Source organism: uncultured Tateyamaria sp. (genome assembly GCF_947503705.1).
In the GTDB taxonomy this organism is placed as follows: Bacteria; Pseudomonadota; Alphaproteobacteria; order Rhodobacterales; family Rhodobacteraceae; genus Tateyamaria.
This window is the reverse complement of record NZ_CANNES010000007.1, coordinates 128,121-144,597: the sequence shown is the minus strand read 5'-3', so window position 1 is coordinate 144,597 and position 16,477 is coordinate 128,121. Positions and strand designations below refer to the sequence as shown.

18 protein-coding genes are annotated in these 16,477 nt (G+C 60.7%); 13 read left to right on the top strand and 5 right to left on the bottom strand.

Going from position 1 to position 16,477, the window contains the following annotated elements; translation table 11 throughout:
* The first annotated feature begins 213 nt into the window (after positions 1–213).
* The 3 genes from tig to Q1A44_RS15855 all read left to right on the top strand — a co-directional run bounded on the left by tig (position 214) and on the right by Q1A44_RS15855 (position 4,500).
* Positions 214–1,545, top strand: coding sequence for a trigger factor (gene tig / locus Q1A44_RS15865; RefSeq protein WP_299627244.1), 1,332 nt, complete (start codon positions 214–216; stop codon positions 1,543–1,545).
* Between the two features lie 142 nt (positions 1,546–1,687).
* Complete coding sequence (locus Q1A44_RS15860; RefSeq protein WP_299627242.1) at positions 1,688–2,761, top strand: hypothetical protein; 1,074 nt, start codon at positions 1,688–1,690, stop codon at positions 2,759–2,761.
* 215 nt (positions 2,762–2,976) lie between these two features.
* Positions 2,977–4,500, top strand: coding sequence for a hypothetical protein (locus tag Q1A44_RS15855; RefSeq protein WP_299627240.1), 1,524 nt, complete (start codon positions 2,977–2,979; stop codon positions 4,498–4,500).
* Positions 4,501–4,544: 44 nt separating this feature from the next.
* On the opposite strand, the gene Q1A44_RS15850 is transcribed toward Q1A44_RS15855, so the two are convergent.
* The 4 genes from Q1A44_RS15850 to rpsF form a co-directional block, all read right to left on the bottom strand.
* On the bottom strand, positions 4,545–5,087 hold the full coding sequence (locus Q1A44_RS15850; protein ID WP_299627238.1) for a DUF4329 domain-containing protein: 543 nt from the start codon (positions 5,085–5,087) through the stop codon (positions 4,545–4,547).
* Positions 5,088–5,304: 217 nt separating this feature from the next.
* Entirely contained in the window at positions 5,305–5,937 is a 633-nt protein-coding gene (rplI, locus tag Q1A44_RS15845; RefSeq protein WP_299627236.1) for a 50S ribosomal protein L9, read from the bottom strand.
* A gap of 11 nt (positions 5,938–5,948) precedes the next feature.
* Positions 5,949–6,176, bottom strand: coding sequence for a 30S ribosomal protein S18 (gene rpsR / locus Q1A44_RS15840; protein WP_028957713.1), 228 nt, complete (start codon positions 6,174–6,176; stop codon positions 5,949–5,951).
* Between the two features lie 21 nt (positions 6,177–6,197).
* Positions 6,198–6,560 (bottom strand): 30S ribosomal protein S6, encoded by a 363-nt coding sequence (gene rpsF / locus Q1A44_RS15835; protein ID WP_299627234.1) that lies wholly within the window; start codon positions 6,558–6,560, stop codon positions 6,198–6,200.
* Positions 6,561–6,841: 281 nt separating this feature from the next.
* On the opposite strand from rpsF, the gene Q1A44_RS15830 reads away from it, so the two are divergent.
* Together Q1A44_RS15830 and Q1A44_RS15825 are read left to right on the top strand one after the other, a co-directional pair.
* Entirely contained in the window at positions 6,842–7,327 is a 486-nt protein-coding gene (locus Q1A44_RS15830) for a hypothetical protein (RefSeq protein WP_299627232.1), read from the top strand.
* 131 nt (positions 7,328–7,458) lie between these two features.
* A complete protein-coding gene (locus tag Q1A44_RS15825; protein ID WP_299627230.1) occupies positions 7,459–8,037 on the top strand; it encodes a YceI family protein in 579 nt (192 codons plus the stop codon).
* A gap of 269 nt (positions 8,038–8,306) precedes the next feature.
* Here the strand turns inward: Q1A44_RS15825 and Q1A44_RS15820 are convergent, their stop codons facing one another.
* The gene (locus Q1A44_RS15820) at positions 8,307–9,530 is read right to left on the bottom strand and encodes a cytochrome b/b6 domain-containing protein (protein WP_299627228.1); all 1,224 of its coding nucleotides are present in this window, start codon (positions 9,528–9,530) and stop codon (positions 8,307–8,309) included.
* A 172-nt stretch (positions 9,531–9,702) separates the two neighbouring features.
* On the opposite strand from Q1A44_RS15820, the gene fabD reads away from it, so the two are divergent.
* The 8 genes from fabD (at position 9,703) to Q1A44_RS15780 (ending at position 16,266) form a co-directional block, all read left to right on the top strand.
* Complete coding sequence (gene fabD / locus Q1A44_RS15815) at positions 9,703–10,635, top strand: ACP S-malonyltransferase (protein WP_299627226.1); 933 nt, start codon at positions 9,703–9,705, stop codon at positions 10,633–10,635.
* Positions 10,628–11,065 carry a GyrI-like domain-containing protein gene (locus Q1A44_RS15810; RefSeq protein ID WP_299627224.1) on the top strand — a complete coding sequence of 146 codons (438 nt, stop codon included), beginning with the start codon at positions 10,628–10,630 and terminating at the stop codon, positions 11,063–11,065. Before fabD ends, Q1A44_RS15810 begins: the two co-directional genes overlap by 8 nt.
* Positions 11,066–11,078: 13 nt before the next feature.
* Positions 11,079–11,816 carry a 3-oxoacyl-[acyl-carrier-protein] reductase gene (fabG, locus tag Q1A44_RS15805; RefSeq protein ID WP_299627222.1) on the top strand — a complete coding sequence of 246 codons (738 nt, stop codon included), beginning with the start codon at positions 11,079–11,081 and terminating at the stop codon, positions 11,814–11,816.
* A gap of 207 nt (positions 11,817–12,023) precedes the next feature.
* Positions 12,024–12,257, top strand: coding sequence for an acyl carrier protein (locus Q1A44_RS15800; RefSeq protein ID WP_299627219.1), 234 nt, complete (start codon positions 12,024–12,026; stop codon positions 12,255–12,257).
* A 169-nt stretch (positions 12,258–12,426) separates the two neighbouring features.
* Positions 12,427–12,963, top strand: coding sequence for a GNAT family N-acetyltransferase (locus Q1A44_RS15795; protein ID WP_299627217.1), 537 nt, complete (start codon positions 12,427–12,429; stop codon positions 12,961–12,963).
* 159 nt (positions 12,964–13,122) lie between these two features.
* On the top strand, positions 13,123–14,385 hold the full coding sequence (gene fabF, locus Q1A44_RS15790; RefSeq protein ID WP_299627215.1) for a beta-ketoacyl-ACP synthase II: 1,263 nt from the start codon (positions 13,123–13,125) through the stop codon (positions 14,383–14,385).
* Complete coding sequence (mltG, locus tag Q1A44_RS15785; RefSeq protein ID WP_299627213.1) at positions 14,385–15,545, top strand: endolytic transglycosylase MltG; 1,161 nt, start codon at positions 14,385–14,387, stop codon at positions 15,543–15,545. The genes fabF and mltG overlap by 1 nt, the downstream gene beginning before the upstream one ends.
* Before the next feature lie 61 nt (positions 15,546–15,606).
* The gene (locus tag Q1A44_RS15780; RefSeq protein ID WP_299627211.1) at positions 15,607–16,266 is read left to right on the top strand and encodes a hypothetical protein; all 660 of its coding nucleotides are present in this window, start codon (positions 15,607–15,609) and stop codon (positions 16,264–16,266) included.
* Positions 16,267–16,477 lie beyond the last annotated feature (211 nt).

The window sequence follows — 16,477 nt, the reverse complement described above, 5'->3', positions numbered from 1 at the left end:
GTGTGCGCCAACAGGCTTACTAAACTATTAATACATGACACCCGCATCGGAGATAGTGTTTGTTTTGCCCCGCCCGGCCGGGTGACGCGGACCGGCCGGGCGCGATTTTGGCCATTGCGACCCTATCCGCTTGCACTAGGCCCGCGCCGTGCATAGAAGGGCGCGAATTTCGAAAAAACCCCCATCCGGGGGCCATTTGCTATGGGAGCACACATGCAGGTCACCGAGACGCTGAACGAAGGTCTGAAACGCGGCTATGCCATCACCGTGACCGCCGCTGAATTGGACGCGAAGGTCAACGAAAAGCTGGTCGAGGCGCAGCCTGACGTTGAAATGAAGGGCTTTCGCAAGGGCAAAGTGCCTATGGCGCTGCTTAAAAAGCAGTTTGGCCAGCGCCTGATGGGCGAAGCGATGCAGGAAAGCATTGATGGCGCCATGTCCGATCATTTTGAGGCGTCGGGCGACCGCCCCGCCATGCAGCCCGAGGTCAAGATGACCAATGAGGACTGGAAAGAAGGCGACGACGTGTCGGTGGACCTGTCCTATGAGGCACTGCCCGAGATCCCCGAGGTGGACCTGGCAAAGCTGACGCTGGAGCGTTTGGTGGTCAAGGCAGGCGACGCCGAAATTGACGAGACCCTGGAATCTCTGGCCAAGAACGCCCAGGATTTCAAGGACCGCAAGAAGGGCGCCAAAGCCAAGGACGGCGACCAGGTTGTGATGGATTTCGTGGGCAAGATCGACGGCGAAGCCTTTGAAGGCGGTGCTGCCGAAGGCCACGCTTTGGTTTTGGGCTCCAACTCCTTCATCCCGGGTTTCGAAGAACAGCTTGTCGGCGTAAAAGCGGGCGAAGAGAAGGCCGTAACGGTCTCTTTCCCCGAAGAATATCAGGCTGAACACCTGGCGGGTAAAGAAGCCGTATTTGACTGCACCGTTCACGAGGTCAAAGAGCCGGTTGCTGCCGAGATCAACGACGAGCTGGCCACCAAATTCGGGGCCGAAGACCTCGCTACGCTGAAAACCCGCATCGGCGAGCAGCTGGAGAGCGAATATGCAGGTGCTGCCCGCGCCGTGATGAAGCGCGCTCTTCTGGATCAGCTCGACACGGCCGTCAGCTTTGATCTGCCCCCCTCGCTGGTCGAGGCCGAGGCCAAGCAGATCGCGCACCAGCTCTGGCACGAGGAAAACCCCGAGGTCGAAGGGCATGACCACCCCGAGGTCGAGCCTACAGCAGAGCACACTGAACTGGCCGAACGCCGCGTGCGTCTGGGCCTGCTCTTGGCCGAACTTGGCCAAAAGGCTGCGGTTGAAGTCACCGATGGCGAAATGAACCAGGCCGTGATGGCGCAGGCCCGCCAGTATCCCGGTCAGGAACGTCAGTTCGTTGAATTCGTTCAGCAAAACCAGCAGATGCAGCAGCAGCTGCGCGCGCCCTTGTTCGAGGACAAGGTTGTCGACCACATCGTGGAAAACGCGACCGTGACCGACAAGGAGGTCAGCAAGGATGACCTTCAGAAAGCCGTCGAAGCGCTCGAAGACGAATAACCCATACGATTCCGTATGAGGTTGGGGCCGGTCCGCAGGGATCGGCCCTTTTTCGTGGTGGGTCAGGTATACCCGACTGTCCCGACACTCATTTCTCGCTATGGTGGATGGCCTTAATCCATTTGGAAAAAGAGTGTCTATTATGAAAACCTTTATTGTTTTGGCCCTCAGCTTGCTGTGGGCGACGTCCGCCTCTGCGGCGGGCTGTTTGAAATACGGCGACGTTGTTTCGCTCTACTTCAAGACCAACACTAAATTCATGGCGGCCGAGCTGGACGGCAACGCCACTGTAACCCGTGCCGAGGATCAGCAATGGGAGAAATTCCTGGTGCTGGACGACCAGGGCAATGCCACAGGCGCAGATGTGGCCAGCGGCGCGCGCATCGCGTTGCGCAGTGCCCATGACCGCCACCTTGTGGCTGAACCCAGCGGCGATGTGAATGCCAACCGCGCGCATATCGCAGCCTGGGAGATCTGGACGATCCATCCGTTCAACTACGCGGGTGGCACGCCAACGGGCTGTATTTTTCTGGGCAGTGTGTCTGACCAGGGCTTTGTTTCACTGCGGTCCCATCACGGCAAATTCCTGCGCGGGGTCCCAAATGGTGACGCACGGGCGGATCTGAGCGCAGTCAATACGGCGCCAATGCCCGGCAACAGCACGTTCATCGCCATGTACCGTCACCCCTGGACCGACTTTTATTACAAGCGCGGCATTCCAAGCATGGACGGTGCGTGTAACCGTTGCCCTGATGGTGGTCGCTGGGATGGGGCGAATTGCTTTATCGCAGAACAGGGGGCGCAAACCGGCTTTACCTACGAGGGTAACGTGTACGTCCAAGGTGGGCCCACATGCGTTTATGGCGACTATGATGGCGCCAATTGCAAACTGTCGTCGCTGACGCAGGGGCAAAAACCCTTTGTTTACAACGGGTCCCTTTATGCCCGGGATGCTTGCGCGCCGCAGGATACGGCGTCGAGCGGTGACAATTGCCGCGCCACGATGTTCGGCAATGCCGAAAATGCGATCAGCGGCACCGCCAAGATGCAGGCCAAGAACGCCTGGCGCCGCGCGGTCAACACCACGCATGGTCCGGATTTCAAACGCTGGACCAAGGCGCAGTTTCGGCGGGTTGACTGCGTGCAAACCGGTACGGTTCTGAACTGGAACTACGAATGCACCGCGATTGGCAATCCCTGCCACAAGGACCAATGATGGCCCGCCGCTGACCGTGCCCAAGGCTGCGCCATGACTGCGCGGCCTTTTCTGCGCTGCCCTTAACTCAAAAATTCAATTTATGGTTGTTGACGCAAAACGGGAATATGCGGCACTGTGCAGTTGGGGCCGGATACTTGCAATGCGTGCAGGAGTATTTCCGCCGGTCCCGTTCACAGATCCGGGGCCAATTGCGCGCCCCCGAAAGGACCAATATGTACTTGAAACCACTCGGATTATCCGTGGGCGCGTTGGCGCTCTGTTCAACGTCTGCACTGGCACAAATGGCGATGCCCACCGATGCGGCACAGACCTGTCTGGCCGACATCGCCCCATGGTTTGGCGGCACAGTTACTGAAAACGGTGCGGTCATGCCGCCAAGTTCGGTCACCTTTACCGACGACAACCCCAACGGGGGTGAGGGGCCGCAGATCTGCAATTTCTATCAATGGGGGGCTCAGACCTTTCTCTGGCTGACCTCGCCCGAAGGAGATGGTCGGGTGCTGGATGGCGAGGCTATCTTTAACGTGCTGCCCGCAAACGAGGACGGGGTGCGCTATTTCCAGAACGCAGCTTCGGTCGACGCGCTGAACGTGGTGCTGCGGTCGGAAAAAGGGGACGTGATCGGCGAAGTGACTCAAGCCGGCTTTTCCGGCGGCACGCTCATGTCGCAGGGCAATTCGCTGGTCTATTACGGGGTCCACACCAACGATGTTTACGCGGATTTTCTGACACTCCAGAAAAACACGGTGCTGGGCAGCGATATCACGGACTTTCCCGCCAATGCCGATGCGCTGATGGCTGTGCTGGATTATGTGGATGGCAACAGTCTGCCCTTCCCGCAAGCCCCCGAAACCCTGGTGATGGAGCTCAAGACCTCCTGGGTCGAGGCGTCCACCGTTTCGCCGATCAGCGACTACATCACCATTCCGGCAATTGTGCCGACCTATACCGCCAACGCGGATAACACGGTCTGGACGCCTGCGGGCGAGACGCGCACCACGCTGGCACTGGTCGGTATGCACGTGGTCGCGACAGTGCAGGACCACCCCGAATTCGTCTGGGCCACGTTCGAGCATCTGAGCAACGCGCCCGATGTGGGCTATTGGTACAACAATGGCGGCACCGATCCGGTCGAATTTCCCTATGATGCCAGCGGCACCTTCAACTTCCTGGCCTCAAACACGGCTGCGGCCGGGACCAATGTAGAGTGTATGACGACCAAGAAGGACGACGACGGCGTTGAACAGATTGTGGCCGAAACCCTCAAGGGCGGCGGTGTCGTGTGCGAGGGTGGCATCGTGCCCTCAAATACCACGCGCACCCGGCCCTGGGGCAGCCAGCCTTATGCGCCTTCGGATGTGACCAATGGCACAGTGACCCAAGATGTGTTTGACAAGGTGGTGACCAACAACACCGAACTCTTGTCGATCAACACGGATGTGCTGGGGCAGCTTGCAGCGGGCGATCCGCGCAAGAACTATGTGCAGACGGGTGGCATCTGGACAACGACGCCCGCCAGCGGCGGCGACGCACCGATCCCCAATCAGGGCGGTGATCAGACGGCACAGATGCGCGGCTCTCTCGGCCTCTACAATGCCACGATGGAAACCTATTCACAGGCCGACGCGGTGAACTGCTTTATCTGTCACAGCCTGCCCACCGACGCGACGAACAGCTTTGGCGCGTTCGAGCTTTCGCATATCTATTCGCAGATCGAAAAGCTCAAGGTCGACTGACCCCATAAGACTGGCGCGCCCGGCATTGCGCCCGGGCGGGTCGCTCAAAACCCTGACAACTGCTGCAAAGTATAGGTGGGCTGAACCGTCAGGTCCGGATCGTCCCGATAGGCCGGGTCACTGATCAGGCAATTCAAACCGCACAGCTGTCGTGCCAATCGCGCACGCGCGTCCACATACCACAGCCGACCACCGGGTGTGGCGACATAGCCATCTGTGTTGGCCTCGATGTCGGTGCGCATGTCGTCAAACGAGGGCACCTCGTTGAAATAGCGCGGATCGGTGTTTCCGTGGGTGTGATAGGACGCGATGATGCGCGCATCGGGCCAGTTCGGCGTCGGTGGCAGGCACGAGGCGCGGCGGCCTGCGCGCGGCGGGGTGGCGCGGTAGGCGCCGCTTTGGGTGACGCCGATCACACCACAATACTCGCGCGCCTCGGCAATCGACCGGGGCTGGATTTCGTTGAACACAGCCGTGACAAAGGCAATCTCGGCCCGGGTCTGGGGCACCGGACGGGGGTCCATGACCACACTGTCGAGCGGGGGCGCACAGGCTGCGAGTACAAGAAAAATCAAAAGCTTACGCATGGGCGCACAGTCGCTCTACGGCAAGGATATGTCAAACGGCGGATGGCAAAGTCCCGCGCATCGGCCCGGGTCGCTTCTTTGTTCCAAGAACCCCCGTTGCTTGGCCAAAGGCAGAGGGGGGGCTGGCCCCAGTCCACTGCAACAAACCTCATTGCGGTCAAAACGAAAAAGGCCGCGCAAACCAATGCGCGGCCTTTCAAATCTCAGGTCCCTTGGCTTAGGCCTTGGGCTCTTCACCGTCCGCTTCCGGCAGGACATCTTCGACCGTTTCGGCCAGATCGTCATCCTCGGATGCGGCGGCACCGATGTCGTCAAACAGTTCCGCAATCTCGAAATCAGCAGCCGCTTCTTCTTCGGCAGCCAGTTCCTGGATCGATTTGCCGGACGCTTGCAGTTCGGCTTCTTCAGGCGAACGGGCGACGTTCAACTGAATGGTCACCTCCACCTCGGGGTGCAGAACCACGTGCACGTCGTGCAGGCCCAGTTCTTTGATGGGGGCTGCGATGACGATCTGTTTGCGGTCCACAGTGAACCCTTCGGCCGTGGCGGCCTCGGCCGCGTCACGGGGCGTGACGGAGCCATAGAGGTTGCCGCCGTCAGAGGCCTGACGAATCACGATGAACTGCTGGCCATCCAGCTTTTCACCCAAGCTTTCGGCTTCTTTGCGGGTTTCGAGGTTCTGCGCTTCGAGCTGCACTTTCTGTGCTTCGAAGGACGCGATGTTTTCTTTGGAGGCGCTCAGCGCTTTTTTCTGCGGCAGCAGAAAATTGCGGGCATAGCCGGATTTGACGTCGACGACGTCGCCCATCTGGCCCAGCTTGGCAACGCGCTCAAGAAGGATAACTTGCATCGTTTCTCTCCTTACTTAACGGCGTAGGGCAGCAGGGCGAGGAAGCGGGCGCGCTTGATGGCACGGGCCAATTCGCGTTGCTTCTTGGCCGAGACGGCGGTGATACGGGACGGCACGATTTTGCCACGCTCAGAGATGTAGCGTTGCAGCAGGCGTGTGTCTTTGTAGTCGATGGCGGGCGCATTCTCACCAGAGAATGGGCAGACCTTGCGACGGCGGAAAAATGGTTTTGCAGCCATGGGTTAGCTCCTATCTGCTGATCAACGGCGCTCGCGGCGGTCGCCACGGTCACCACGTTCGTCACGTTTCTGCATCTGGACCGAAGGGCCCTCTGCATGCTCGTCGACCTTGATGGTCAGGACGCGCATGACGTCGTCATGCAGGCGCATCAGGCGTTCCATTTCCTGAATCGCCGGGGCCGGTGCATCGGTGCGCAAAAAGGCGTAGTGGCCCTTGCGGTTCTTGTTGATCTTGTAGGCCATGGTCTTGACGCCCCAATACTCGTTGTCCACGAGTTGGCCGCCATTGTCGGCCAGGACGGTGCCAAAATGTTCGATGAGCCCTTCGGCCTGCGTGTTCGACAGGTCCTGACGGGCGATCATCACATGCTCATAAAGAGGCATGGTGGTGCTCCACTTCTATCAAGGCGCATTTCATAGACCGATCCAAAAAGCCCTGCGGATGGTCACGAGAGACTGCGCGGCAAAAGGTATTTGCAGGGACGGCTCCGTATACACGCATGCGCGGGCGGGGCAAGCCTTTTGCCAGCCGCGATTGAGTGGACGTGCTCTGGCTGGCTGACGCCATGCACAATTAGGCATTCATTAACCATGTTGCCGCCCCATTTCCGCCCCCTTTGGCGGCAAGGTTGCGGATTGAGTAACGAGTTTGGTGGAGACCTCCGATGACAGCCCTTTCCGATTTCATGACCGATGCCGCCCCGTCCGATCGTCCACAAATGGTCGATGGGCGCCGCTGGGTGATGCGCAGCGCACAGACCCTGGGTGGCACCACCCTGGTGCTGGCGGCCCTTGGTCTCTGGGTGTTGCCCGGTGCAAGCTGGGACGCGGACCTGCTCTTGATCAAGCTGGGCTTGTCGCTGTTTCTGGGCTTTGCAGGCATCGCCATCATGCAGATGGGCCGCGCTCGTCCTCTGGTTCAGGTCGAGATCGACACCACCCGCCGCGAGGTGCGTCTGGTCCGCCTCGCGGGCCGGGTCAAGGAACTGGTGGACCGCACTGCCATGTCCGATCTGGGCGGGGCCGCTGTGCAAGGCGGGGTTGTCAGCCTTTTTGACGCCCATGGCGATCTGATCGCGGATGTGGCGCTGACCGATCCCCAGACCCGCAAGAGCGTGCTTGGCGCACTGCGCGACGCGGGCAAGCTGTAATCCGCTGACATGTGCACGCCTGACAGCACCTGTTCAGGCGCGCGCACAACCTGTTGATCTCTGCAGGATTGCTTCAAATCGGTTTCGCCCCATTTATGAGCGGCAGACAGCAACCAACTTGGAGCACTTCAATGAAATCCCTTCTTCTCGCCGCCGCCCTCAGCACATCCGCCAGCGTGGCCTTGGCCGCCGATACGTTCAACCTGGACCCCAGCCACAGCCAGGTCGTTTTTTCCTACAACCACCTGGGCTATTCGACCACATTCGGCATGTTCTCGGGCTTTGAAGGCGAGATCGTCTTTGACGAAGCGGATCCCGCAAGCTCCAGCGTCAGCGTCTCTATGCCTGTCATGAGCATGTTCACCGGTTGGGAAGCACGCGAAGGGCATTTCATGTCCGACGATTTCTTTGGCGCGACCGAGGATGACTTGATCACTTTCACCTCCACCGGGATCGAAGTCACGGGCGAGGGCACCGCGTTGATCACCGGTGATCTGACCATGAATGACACCACGAAGTCGGTGACCCTGGATGCCACGCTGAACCAGGCATCTCCCTATCCCTTTGGCCCCAACCAGGGCAAACCCACGATGGGGTTCAACGCAACAACCACGCTGCTGCGTTCAGACTTTGGCCTGGGTGCTTTTGCCCCTGCGGTGAGTGACGAGGTTGCTGTTCAGATCTCCATCGAGGCGCTTGCCGCCGAATGATCCTGACCCGCAGTGATGCCTGCGACGGGCCGCGCAAGAGATTGCGCGGCCTTTTCCATGGGCGACTGTCGAAAGGACACGCCTGCGGCGTGACATGATTTATTTTAGAGAGACCTTTTCAGGCCCCTCTAAGCCGTGCCTTCGGCGAGGATATTTTCAACCAGAAGAAAGATGGCGAAAAACAAAGACGGAAAGCTGTTCCTGGCTGACGTCAAAAGGGCCATGGCAATCGATGGGATTGCCATGGCCCTTCGCTTTGGACGTTGTGTTTATTCGGTGTCGCGAGTTGCTGTCAGCGCCACGTCAACTCCCACCGCGAATTTCAGCGATGCCTCATCGGCCATGTTGGTGCCCACGCCGTAATCCAGCCGGTCCAGCGTCAGGCTGCCGCGCATTTCGGCCGTGTCGTCATTCACGGACAGGCCAAAGGGCAGGGTGGCGGGCATGCTTTGCCCCTTGATCGTCAGCGTCCCTTGCGCCTCGTACCCGTCCACCACCGGGATGATCTCGGCCACGAATTGTGCCGTGGGGAAATCGGTCACGTTGAAATAGTCGGGGCCCATGGCCTGATCCGTGACCGAGCCCAGAGTGAGCGAGCCAATGGCAATCGTGACTTCCACCGTGCCCGCGACACCATTGTCGACCGTTTCGTCAAAGCTGATCGCCGCCGTCCAGTCCGCGAAGGAGCCTGTCACCTCGGACCCCAACTGGGTCACTGTGATCTCAAGCCTTCCTTCCTGCACCTGCCAGTCCGATTGGACCTCGGCCAGTTCTTCGGCGTCCCGATGCTCGCCATGGGGCGCATATACGCCGATGGCGGCACCGCCTGACAGGGCCAACGCCCAAAAGGCGAGGGCCGCGACAATCGGCAGGGCGTGTTTGTGACTGCCCGATGTCTGCGGCACCGAAGTGTGGCCAAACCACATCCGCCGCAGCGTGGCGTCCTTGTCCACCACGTGGTGTTTCAGCGCCCCGGCAATGTGCAGCAGCAGGGACACCGCCAGCACTTTGGTCAGCACCCAATGCGCGCCACCAAAGGTGGCAGCCACGGCTTCGGATTTAGGCACCAAGGGCAGGTTTTGACCAAAAGGCCACCAGATCGGGGCAAAGCCCGAGGCCGCAGCATGGTGAATCCAGCCCGACAGGGGCACCAGCACCAAACTGCCATAAAGCAGCCAATGCACCGTTTCAGCCGCCAGACTCTCCATCTTGCGATCCGGGTGCAGCAGGCCCGGCTTGGGTTGGCTCAGCGCCCAGGCGATGCGCGCGAGTGCTACAAAGAACACCGCAACACCAAGCGTCTTGTGCAGCGAAAAGAGCCATGCGGTTTGCGCCAGCAACTCGTCAGATGGCCCTGTTGCGCTGCGCAACTCATAGGCCATGCGGTTGGCGACGATCCCGAGGGGCATCAGCGTCAGGATCAGAAGGGCCGTCAGCCAGTGAAAGGTTTTGGTGACCGACCCGAACCGGTCGACAGTATTGGTGAGGGGCATCGGCGCTCTCCGCAGTTGATCTGTGACGTTAACACGTGTCCCCTTAATGTTATGCGCGCCGCGCCCGTGACAACCGCCAATTCCTGCACAGATGTCGTGCGGGGGTGTCTTGCTTGGGCGCAGCGGTCGCTTTACACCGGGGCACAGCGATAACACCAAAGGGGGGCAGGCGATGAGCACAGCATTCGTATTTCCGGGACAAGGCGCGCAGACCATTGGCATGGGCCGCGATCTGGCTGAGGCCTATCCGGCCGCGCGTGCCGTCTTTGACGAGGTGGACGAGGCCCTGGGCGAAAAGCTGAGCGATCTGATCTGGGAGGGCGATCTTGAGACCCTGACCCTGACCCAAAACGCACAGCCTGCCTTGATGGCGACCTCGATGGCCGCGATGCGCGCACTTGAGGCCGAAGGGATCACCGTGAGCCGCGCGTCTTTTGTGGCGGGTCATTCGCTGGGTGAATATTCCGCCCTGTGTGCCGCAGGTGTGTTGAGTGTGGCGGACACGGCCAAACTGCTCCGCATTCGTGGTACCGCCATGCAAGAAGCCGTGCCGGTGGGCGTGGGCGCAATGGCCGCCCTGTTGGGCTTGGACTTTGACGCCGTGACCGCAGTGGCAACCGAGGCCGCACAAGGTGAGGTGTGTCAGGCGGCCAATGACAATGATCCGGGTCAGGTGGTCGTATCTGGGCACAAGGCCGCCGTTGAACGCGCCTGCGAGATTGCCAAGGCCAAGGGGGCCAAACGGGCCGTGATGCTGCCGGTGTCGGCACCTTTCCATTGTGCCTTGATGGCACCGGCGGCCGATGTGATGGCCGAGGCGCTGGCGGGCGTGGATTTTGCCGCCCCTGCCGTGACTGTCGTGCCCAATGTGCGCGCCGAAGGGTGCGCCGATGCGGCCGCCTTGCGGGGGCTGCTGGTCGAGCAGATCACCGGTGCCGTGCGCTGGCGTGAAAGCGTGGTGTGGATGGCGGGCCAGGGCGTGACCGAGATTTGGGAGATCGGCGCAGGCAAGGCCCTGTCGGGCATGATCCGGCGCATCGACCGGTCCGTGGCGACGCGGGCCGTTGGCAGCCCCGATGACGTAAAAGCCACCCTTGATGGCTGAGCTTGTCACGCTTGAGCCGCTGCGTTTGGGGGGGATCTGTGACACGGTGCCCTTTGATGCACGGTTGCAGCTGATCCCGGACCTGTTTGCCCAACTGGATGTAGCGATCGGGCGGGCGGGGTTCTTTTTTGTGGGGCCGCAAACGGCACTTTACCGGTTGGATGGCGACCAGATGGAGGTGCGGATTGGGGTGCCTTTGGATCAACCCCTGCCGGGATTCGAGATGTTTGAGGCCCCGGGTGGTCAGGCGCTGTGCCATACGATGCGGGGCGGTTTTGACCAGTTGCCGGGGATTTACCAGGCGTTGACGGGTGAGGTGTCGCGGCGGGGTCTGGCGCGCGGTACGTGGTCGCGCGAAGTCTACCGCCAGGTGGCAAAAGATGTGAATTTGAATGTGGTCGATATCTATATGGATGTGACCGGGACTTGAGGAAAGAAAAGACATGTTTGATCTGACTGGAAAAAATGCGCTGGTGACCGGGGCGTCCGGGGGCATTGGGGCCGATATCGCGCGGACATTGCACGCGGCAGGGGCCACCGTGGGCCTCAGTGGCACGCGGGTGGACCCGCTTGAAGCATTGGCGGGCGAGTTGGGCGAACGGGCGCATGTGCTGCCCTGCAACCTCAGCGATATGGCGGCGGTGGATGCGCTGCCCAAAGAGGCGGCAGCGGCCATGGGTAGTGTCGACGTGCTGGTCAACAATGCAGGTATCACACGCGACAACCTGTTCATGCGGATGTCGGATGACGAATGGCAGTCGGTGATTGATGTAAACCTCACGGCCACCTTCAAGCTCTGTAAGGGCGTGATGCGTGGCATGATGAAGGCGCGCTGGGGTCGGATCGTGAATATCAGCTCGGTTGTGGGGGCCACGGGCAACCCCGGCCAGGCCAATTATGCCGCGTCCAAGGCGGGGATGATCGGCATGTCCAAAAGCCTCGCCTATGAGGTGGCCAGCCGTGGGATCACGGTAAATGCGGTTGCGCCCGGCTTTATCGCGACGGCCATGACGGACAAGCTGACCGACGACCAAAAGACTGGAATCATGGGACAAATCCCGGCCGGTCGCATGGGCGAAGCGCATGAGATTGCGTCGGCGGTTCTCTACCTGGCGAGCCCCGAGGCCGCTTATGTTACCGGTACCACCTTGCACGTAAATGGTGGCATGGCCATGTTGTAGGAACGGGCGCGCAGGTGCGTGCCTCTCCTATTGCCATCTATAGCTGATATGCTATAGGCGGCGCAGAATCTTTGGTTTTGGTGCATCGGACGCCCGCGTTCTGTGCCAGAGCTTCACCGCCCCAAGGGGGCAAGACCTGAGCCCCGGACGATTGCGGGGACACCACTTGGGGGCGTGATATTGCCCCGGCAGAATGAGGACAGTCATATGAGCGACATCGCGGACCGCGTGAAGAAGATCGTTGTGGAACATCTGGGCGTTGAAGAAGGCAAAGTCACCGACACCGCCTCTTTCATTGACGACCTGGGCGCAGACAGCCTGGACACCGTTGAACTGGTCATGGCGTTTGAAGAAGAGTTCGGCATCGAAATTCCCGATGACGCAGCTGAGACCATCCAGACATTTGGTGACGCGGTTGGCTTTATCACCAACGCAACCTAAGCTTTTTTCGGGTCACTGACCTGAGCAAACGGCGCTTTTCCTTGCGGAAGAGCGCCGTTTTTCGTTTTCCCCCTGCTGCCCTCTTGCCAAGGGGCGCAGGCCGCGTCACCGTTGGGCAAAAGACGGCCCCGAAAAAGACAGCCCCGGTGATCGAGCAGGACACCCGCCCATGAGCAGACATGTGCCGACCATAAACACGGCGCGCACCACCTTGCGTGCCATGCGCCCCAGTGATTTCGACCGCTATGTCGAAATATGGTCAATGCCCGAGGTCGTCCGCTTTACCGGTGGCGCGCCCCGGTCCCGCGATCTGTGCTGGCAAAAATTTCTGAGCAATGCAGGCCACTGGCAGATGACAGGCTTTGGCCAATGGGCAGTTGAAGATCATGACGGCAAGCGGATGATCGGGCAGACGGGGTTCTTTTATGGCGCGCGGGGTGTGGGCGAAGACTTTGACGCGGTGCCCGAAGCGGGGTGGGTTCTGTCCCCGGAGGTGCATGGCAAGGGTTTGGGCCGCGAGGCCACGCGCGCGGCCCATGACTGGTTTGACAGGGTGATCACCGGGCCTCTGGTCTGCATGATCGAGCCTGCGCACGCGGTGTCGCTGCATCTGGCGGAGGCGCTCGGCTATGTGCTGATGCGCGATACGGTTTACGAAGGGGCGGAGGTGCGGCTGTTGCTGCGCAAATCTCCGCCGCAGATCTAAGTGGTGGCTCGTGACCAAATTGAGCGCCTTGCGGCGCACGCGATATTTTGTCCGCCCCGCCCGCGCCGCCTGTGTGATGCGGGGCCGTCCCGTCGGGGCTTGAACAGGGTAAGCCCCGCGCGGTATGAGGCGCAAAGATAGCAAAAGGGGCATGAGCACATGCGCAGAGTGGTTGTGACAGGTCTGGGTCTTGTGACCCCGTTGGCCGATGGGGTCGAAGCAAGCTGGAGCCGTATTCTGGACGGCCAATCCGGTGCAGGGCCCATCACCGGGTTTGATACCGAAGGTTTGGTCACCACCTATGCCTGCGAAGTGCCCCTGGGCGACGGTACCGATGGCACCTTTAATGCCGACGCCTATATGGAGCCCAAGGAACAGCGCAAGGTCGACACCTTTATCATGTTCGGCATGGCCGCGGCGCAACAGGCAGTTGAGGATGCGGGCTGGATGCCTGAGGACACCGAGAGCCTGGAACGTACCGGCGTTCTCATCGGCTCTGGCATTGGTGGTCTGAACTCCATCGCCAACACGGCCGTGATGATGGAGGCCAAGGGCCCCCGTCGTGTCTCCCCCTTCTTTGTGCCCGGCGCGCTGATCAACCTGATCTCGGGTCAGGTGTCGATCCGCTATGGCTTCAAGGGCCCCAACCATTCGGTTGTGACCGCCTGTTCGACCGGTGCCCATGCCATTGGCGACGCCTCGCGTCTGATCATGCATGGCGATGCGGACGTGATGGTGGCGGGCGGCGCCGAGGCTGCGATCTGCAAGATCGGGATTGCAGGTTTCAATGCGTGCAAGGCCTTGTCCACCAAACGCGCCGATGATCCCAAATCCGCCAGCCGCCCTTATGATGCCGACCGTGACGGCTTTGTCATGGGCGAGGGGGCCGGTATCGTGGTGCTCGAAGAATACGAGCACGCGGTTGCCCGTGGCGCGAAGATCTATGCCGAAGTCAAAGGCTATGGCCTGTCAGGCGACGCCTATCACATCACGGCCCCATCCGAGGATGGCGAGGGCGGTGAGCGGTCGATGCGTGCGGCGCTACGCAATGCGGGCCTTGAGCCGTCGGATATCGACTATATCAACGCCCATGGCACCTCGACCATGGCCGACACGATCGAGTTGGGCGCGGTGGAGCGTCTGATGGGTGATCATGCGTCAAACGTCACCATGTCGTCGACCAAGTCGGCCACCGGCCACTTGCTGGGCGCGGCGGGCGCGATTGAGGCGATTTTTTCGATCCTGGCGATCCGCGATCAGGTCTGCCCGCCGACCATCAACCTCGACAACCCGGCGGTCACATCCGAGATTGACTTGGCCCCAAATGCCAAGAGGAAGCGCAAGGTGGATTATGCCCTGTCCAACAGCTTTGGCTTTGGCGGGACCAATGCAAGTGTGATCTTTGGGAAGGTTGACGGCTGATGTGGCGGTCCATCGCGTCTAATGCGGTGACATTTCTGGTGGTGGCGCTGTTTCTTGCGGGGGGCGTCATCATGTGGGGGCGCGGCCAGTATGAAGGCCCGGGGCCTTTGGCGGAGGCCATCTGTGTTCAGGTGGACCGGGGGTCGAACTTTCGCAGGGTGAGCCGTGATCTGGAAGCGCAGGGCGCTGTCAGCAGCGGCTCGATCTTTCGGATGGGCGCGGATTATGCGGGCAAGACCAGCGACTTGAAAGCGGGCAGTTTCCTTGTGGAGCCGGGTGCCTCGATGGAAGAGATCGTGGACGTGATCACGCGCGGCGGGGCGAGCACCTGCGGCACCGAAGTTGTCTACCGCATTGGTGTGAACCGGATGAGCGCACAGGTCCGCGAATTGGACCCTGCCACCAATCGTTTTGTGGAAAAGGCGGAGTATCAGCCCGGCGTGGATGAGGTGCCCGCGCTTTATACCGAAGTGCGCGATGCGCAGGATACACGTTACCGCATTGCCCTGGCCGAAGGCGTGACGAGCTGGCAGGTGGTCACCGCGCTGCGCGGGATGGACGTGTTGCAGGGGGCTGTGGACGAGATCCCGCCCGAGGGTGCCCTCGCGCCCGACAGTTATGAGGTGCGGCCCGGCGATCAGCGGAGCGATGTACTGGCCCGGATGGCGGAACAGCAAGAACTGTGGGTGTCGGCGGCCTGGGAGGCGCGTGACCCGGATGTGCCGCTGGAGAGCCCCGAAGAGTTGCTGACCCTTGCGTCAATCATTGAGAAGGAGACGGCTGTGGCGGATGAGCGGCGGCAGGTGTCGTCCGTTTTCATCAACCGACTGAACCGTGGCATGCGCCTGCAAACAGACCCGACGGTGATCTATGGCATTACCCGTGGGCAAGGCGTGTTGGGCCGGGGCCTGCGCCGGTCAGAGCTGCGTGCGGCGACGCCCTGGAACACATATGTCATTCAGGGGCTGCCGCCCACGCCGATTGCAAACCCGGGCCGTGCGAGCTTGATGGCAGCCGGGCAGCCCGATGGATCGCCCTATATCTTCTTCGTGGCGGATGGGACGGGCGGGCACGCCTTTGCCGAAACGCTGGAAGAGCATAACCGTAACGTGGCGCGCTGGCGCGAGATCGAGGCGGAACGCGCCAATCAGGACAACTGAGACAGCGGCGATCAATGGCAGTATAAACGGGATTATCCGTCCGTTATTGTGGAAGTCCCGAATGCCGGAACCTGACCTTTCCATGCCGTGCTGCGCGTGCAAGCAGTCGATCCCCAAAGGGGCGGCCAAGTGTTTTCTGTGTGGCAGCGCCCAAGGGATGCGCCGCTGGGTCACGACGATTGCGACGGGCGCCTCGGTTGCCATTGCCGCCGTGACTTTGGTGGGGCTGGTTGGGCCACAGGTCCAGTTCTACCTCAGCCCCGAGACTGCGGTGCATGTGTCGACCATTGCCGCGACAGGCGATCATTACGTTGTGCTCGTTGAAAACCGAGGCCGCCGGGCGGTGGTGTTGAACCGGGCGATTGCGTTTTGGCCGGAGCATCCGGACCTGTCGGGCGCTGGCATGGCTTGGCTCGACATTCATGTGGTGGGTGGCCAGGACATCACGTTGATCGAAGGGCGGACGTCGCAGGTCATTGCGATGTATTACCCGACATATGACGGTGCGGCGATCCGGCCCGACACGCAGAACGGCATTTTCGCCTTTGCCGATTATCCGCCGCAAGGGTCCTATGATTGCAAGGTCGAGTTCGATTTCGTCAATGCGGAAGGGTCGTTTTACAAATATGCCAGCGCCGTCGAGGTGGATGAGGACGGCGTGCCTTATCAATGCGCGCCGGAATACTGGAACTTTCTGCGCGGTGTGAAGGCGGTTGGATAGGTGTCCCCGCGGGGACAAGTTAGGGTTGTGTCGTGTAAACAATGGCTTGGCGCTCGCGTTTACCTAATATTCAGATTTTGTTAGCTTTTTATTAACCGCAACGCACGCTCGCCGCTCGCCTGTCAAGATCAAAGAGCTTGACTCTGCGAACGGTTACACGTATAACTTGTGTCAAGCTAGAAGAAGTGGGCAAGCGGCCGTCGGGGTAACC

Coding starts and splice junctions, on each gene's coding strand:
- tig (WP_299627244.1), top strand. CDS start 214: ATGCAGGTCACCGAGACGCTGAACGAAGGTCTGAAACGCGGCTATGCC.
- Q1A44_RS15860 (WP_299627242.1), top strand. CDS start 1,688: ATGAAAACCTTTATTGTTTTGGCCCTCAGCTTGCTGTGGGCGACGTCC.
- Q1A44_RS15855 (WP_299627240.1), top strand. CDS start 2,977: ATGTACTTGAAACCACTCGGATTATCCGTGGGCGCGTTGGCGCTCTGT.
- Q1A44_RS15850 (WP_299627238.1), bottom strand. CDS start 5,087: ATGCGTAAGCTTTTGATTTTTCTTGTACTCGCAGCCTGTGCGCCCCCG.
- rplI (WP_299627236.1), bottom strand. CDS start 5,937: ATGCAAGTTATCCTTCTTGAGCGCGTTGCCAAGCTGGGCCAGATGGGC.
- rpsR (WP_028957713.1), bottom strand. CDS start 6,176: ATGGCTGCAAAACCATTTTTCCGCCGTCGCAAGGTCTGCCCATTCTCT.
- rpsF (WP_299627234.1), bottom strand. CDS start 6,560: ATGCCTCTTTATGAGCATGTGATGATCGCCCGTCAGGACCTGTCGAAC.
- Q1A44_RS15830 (WP_299627232.1), top strand. CDS start 6,842: ATGACAGCCCTTTCCGATTTCATGACCGATGCCGCCCCGTCCGATCGT.
- Q1A44_RS15825 (WP_299627230.1), top strand. CDS start 7,459: ATGAAATCCCTTCTTCTCGCCGCCGCCCTCAGCACATCCGCCAGCGTG.
- Q1A44_RS15820 (WP_299627228.1), bottom strand. CDS start 9,530: ATGCCCCTCACCAATACTGTCGACCGGTTCGGGTCGGTCACCAAAACC.
- fabD (WP_299627226.1), top strand. CDS start 9,703: ATGAGCACAGCATTCGTATTTCCGGGACAAGGCGCGCAGACCATTGGC.
- Q1A44_RS15810 (WP_299627224.1), top strand. CDS start 10,628: ATGGCTGAGCTTGTCACGCTTGAGCCGCTGCGTTTGGGGGGGATCTGT.
- fabG (WP_299627222.1), top strand. CDS start 11,079: ATGTTTGATCTGACTGGAAAAAATGCGCTGGTGACCGGGGCGTCCGGG.
- Q1A44_RS15800 (WP_299627219.1), top strand. CDS start 12,024: ATGAGCGACATCGCGGACCGCGTGAAGAAGATCGTTGTGGAACATCTG.
- Q1A44_RS15795 (WP_299627217.1), top strand. CDS start 12,427: ATGAGCAGACATGTGCCGACCATAAACACGGCGCGCACCACCTTGCGT.
- fabF (WP_299627215.1), top strand. CDS start 13,123: ATGCGCAGAGTGGTTGTGACAGGTCTGGGTCTTGTGACCCCGTTGGCC.
- mltG (WP_299627213.1), top strand. CDS start 14,385: ATGTGGCGGTCCATCGCGTCTAATGCGGTGACATTTCTGGTGGTGGCG.
- Q1A44_RS15780 (WP_299627211.1), top strand. CDS start 15,607: ATGCCGGAACCTGACCTTTCCATGCCGTGCTGCGCGTGCAAGCAGTCG.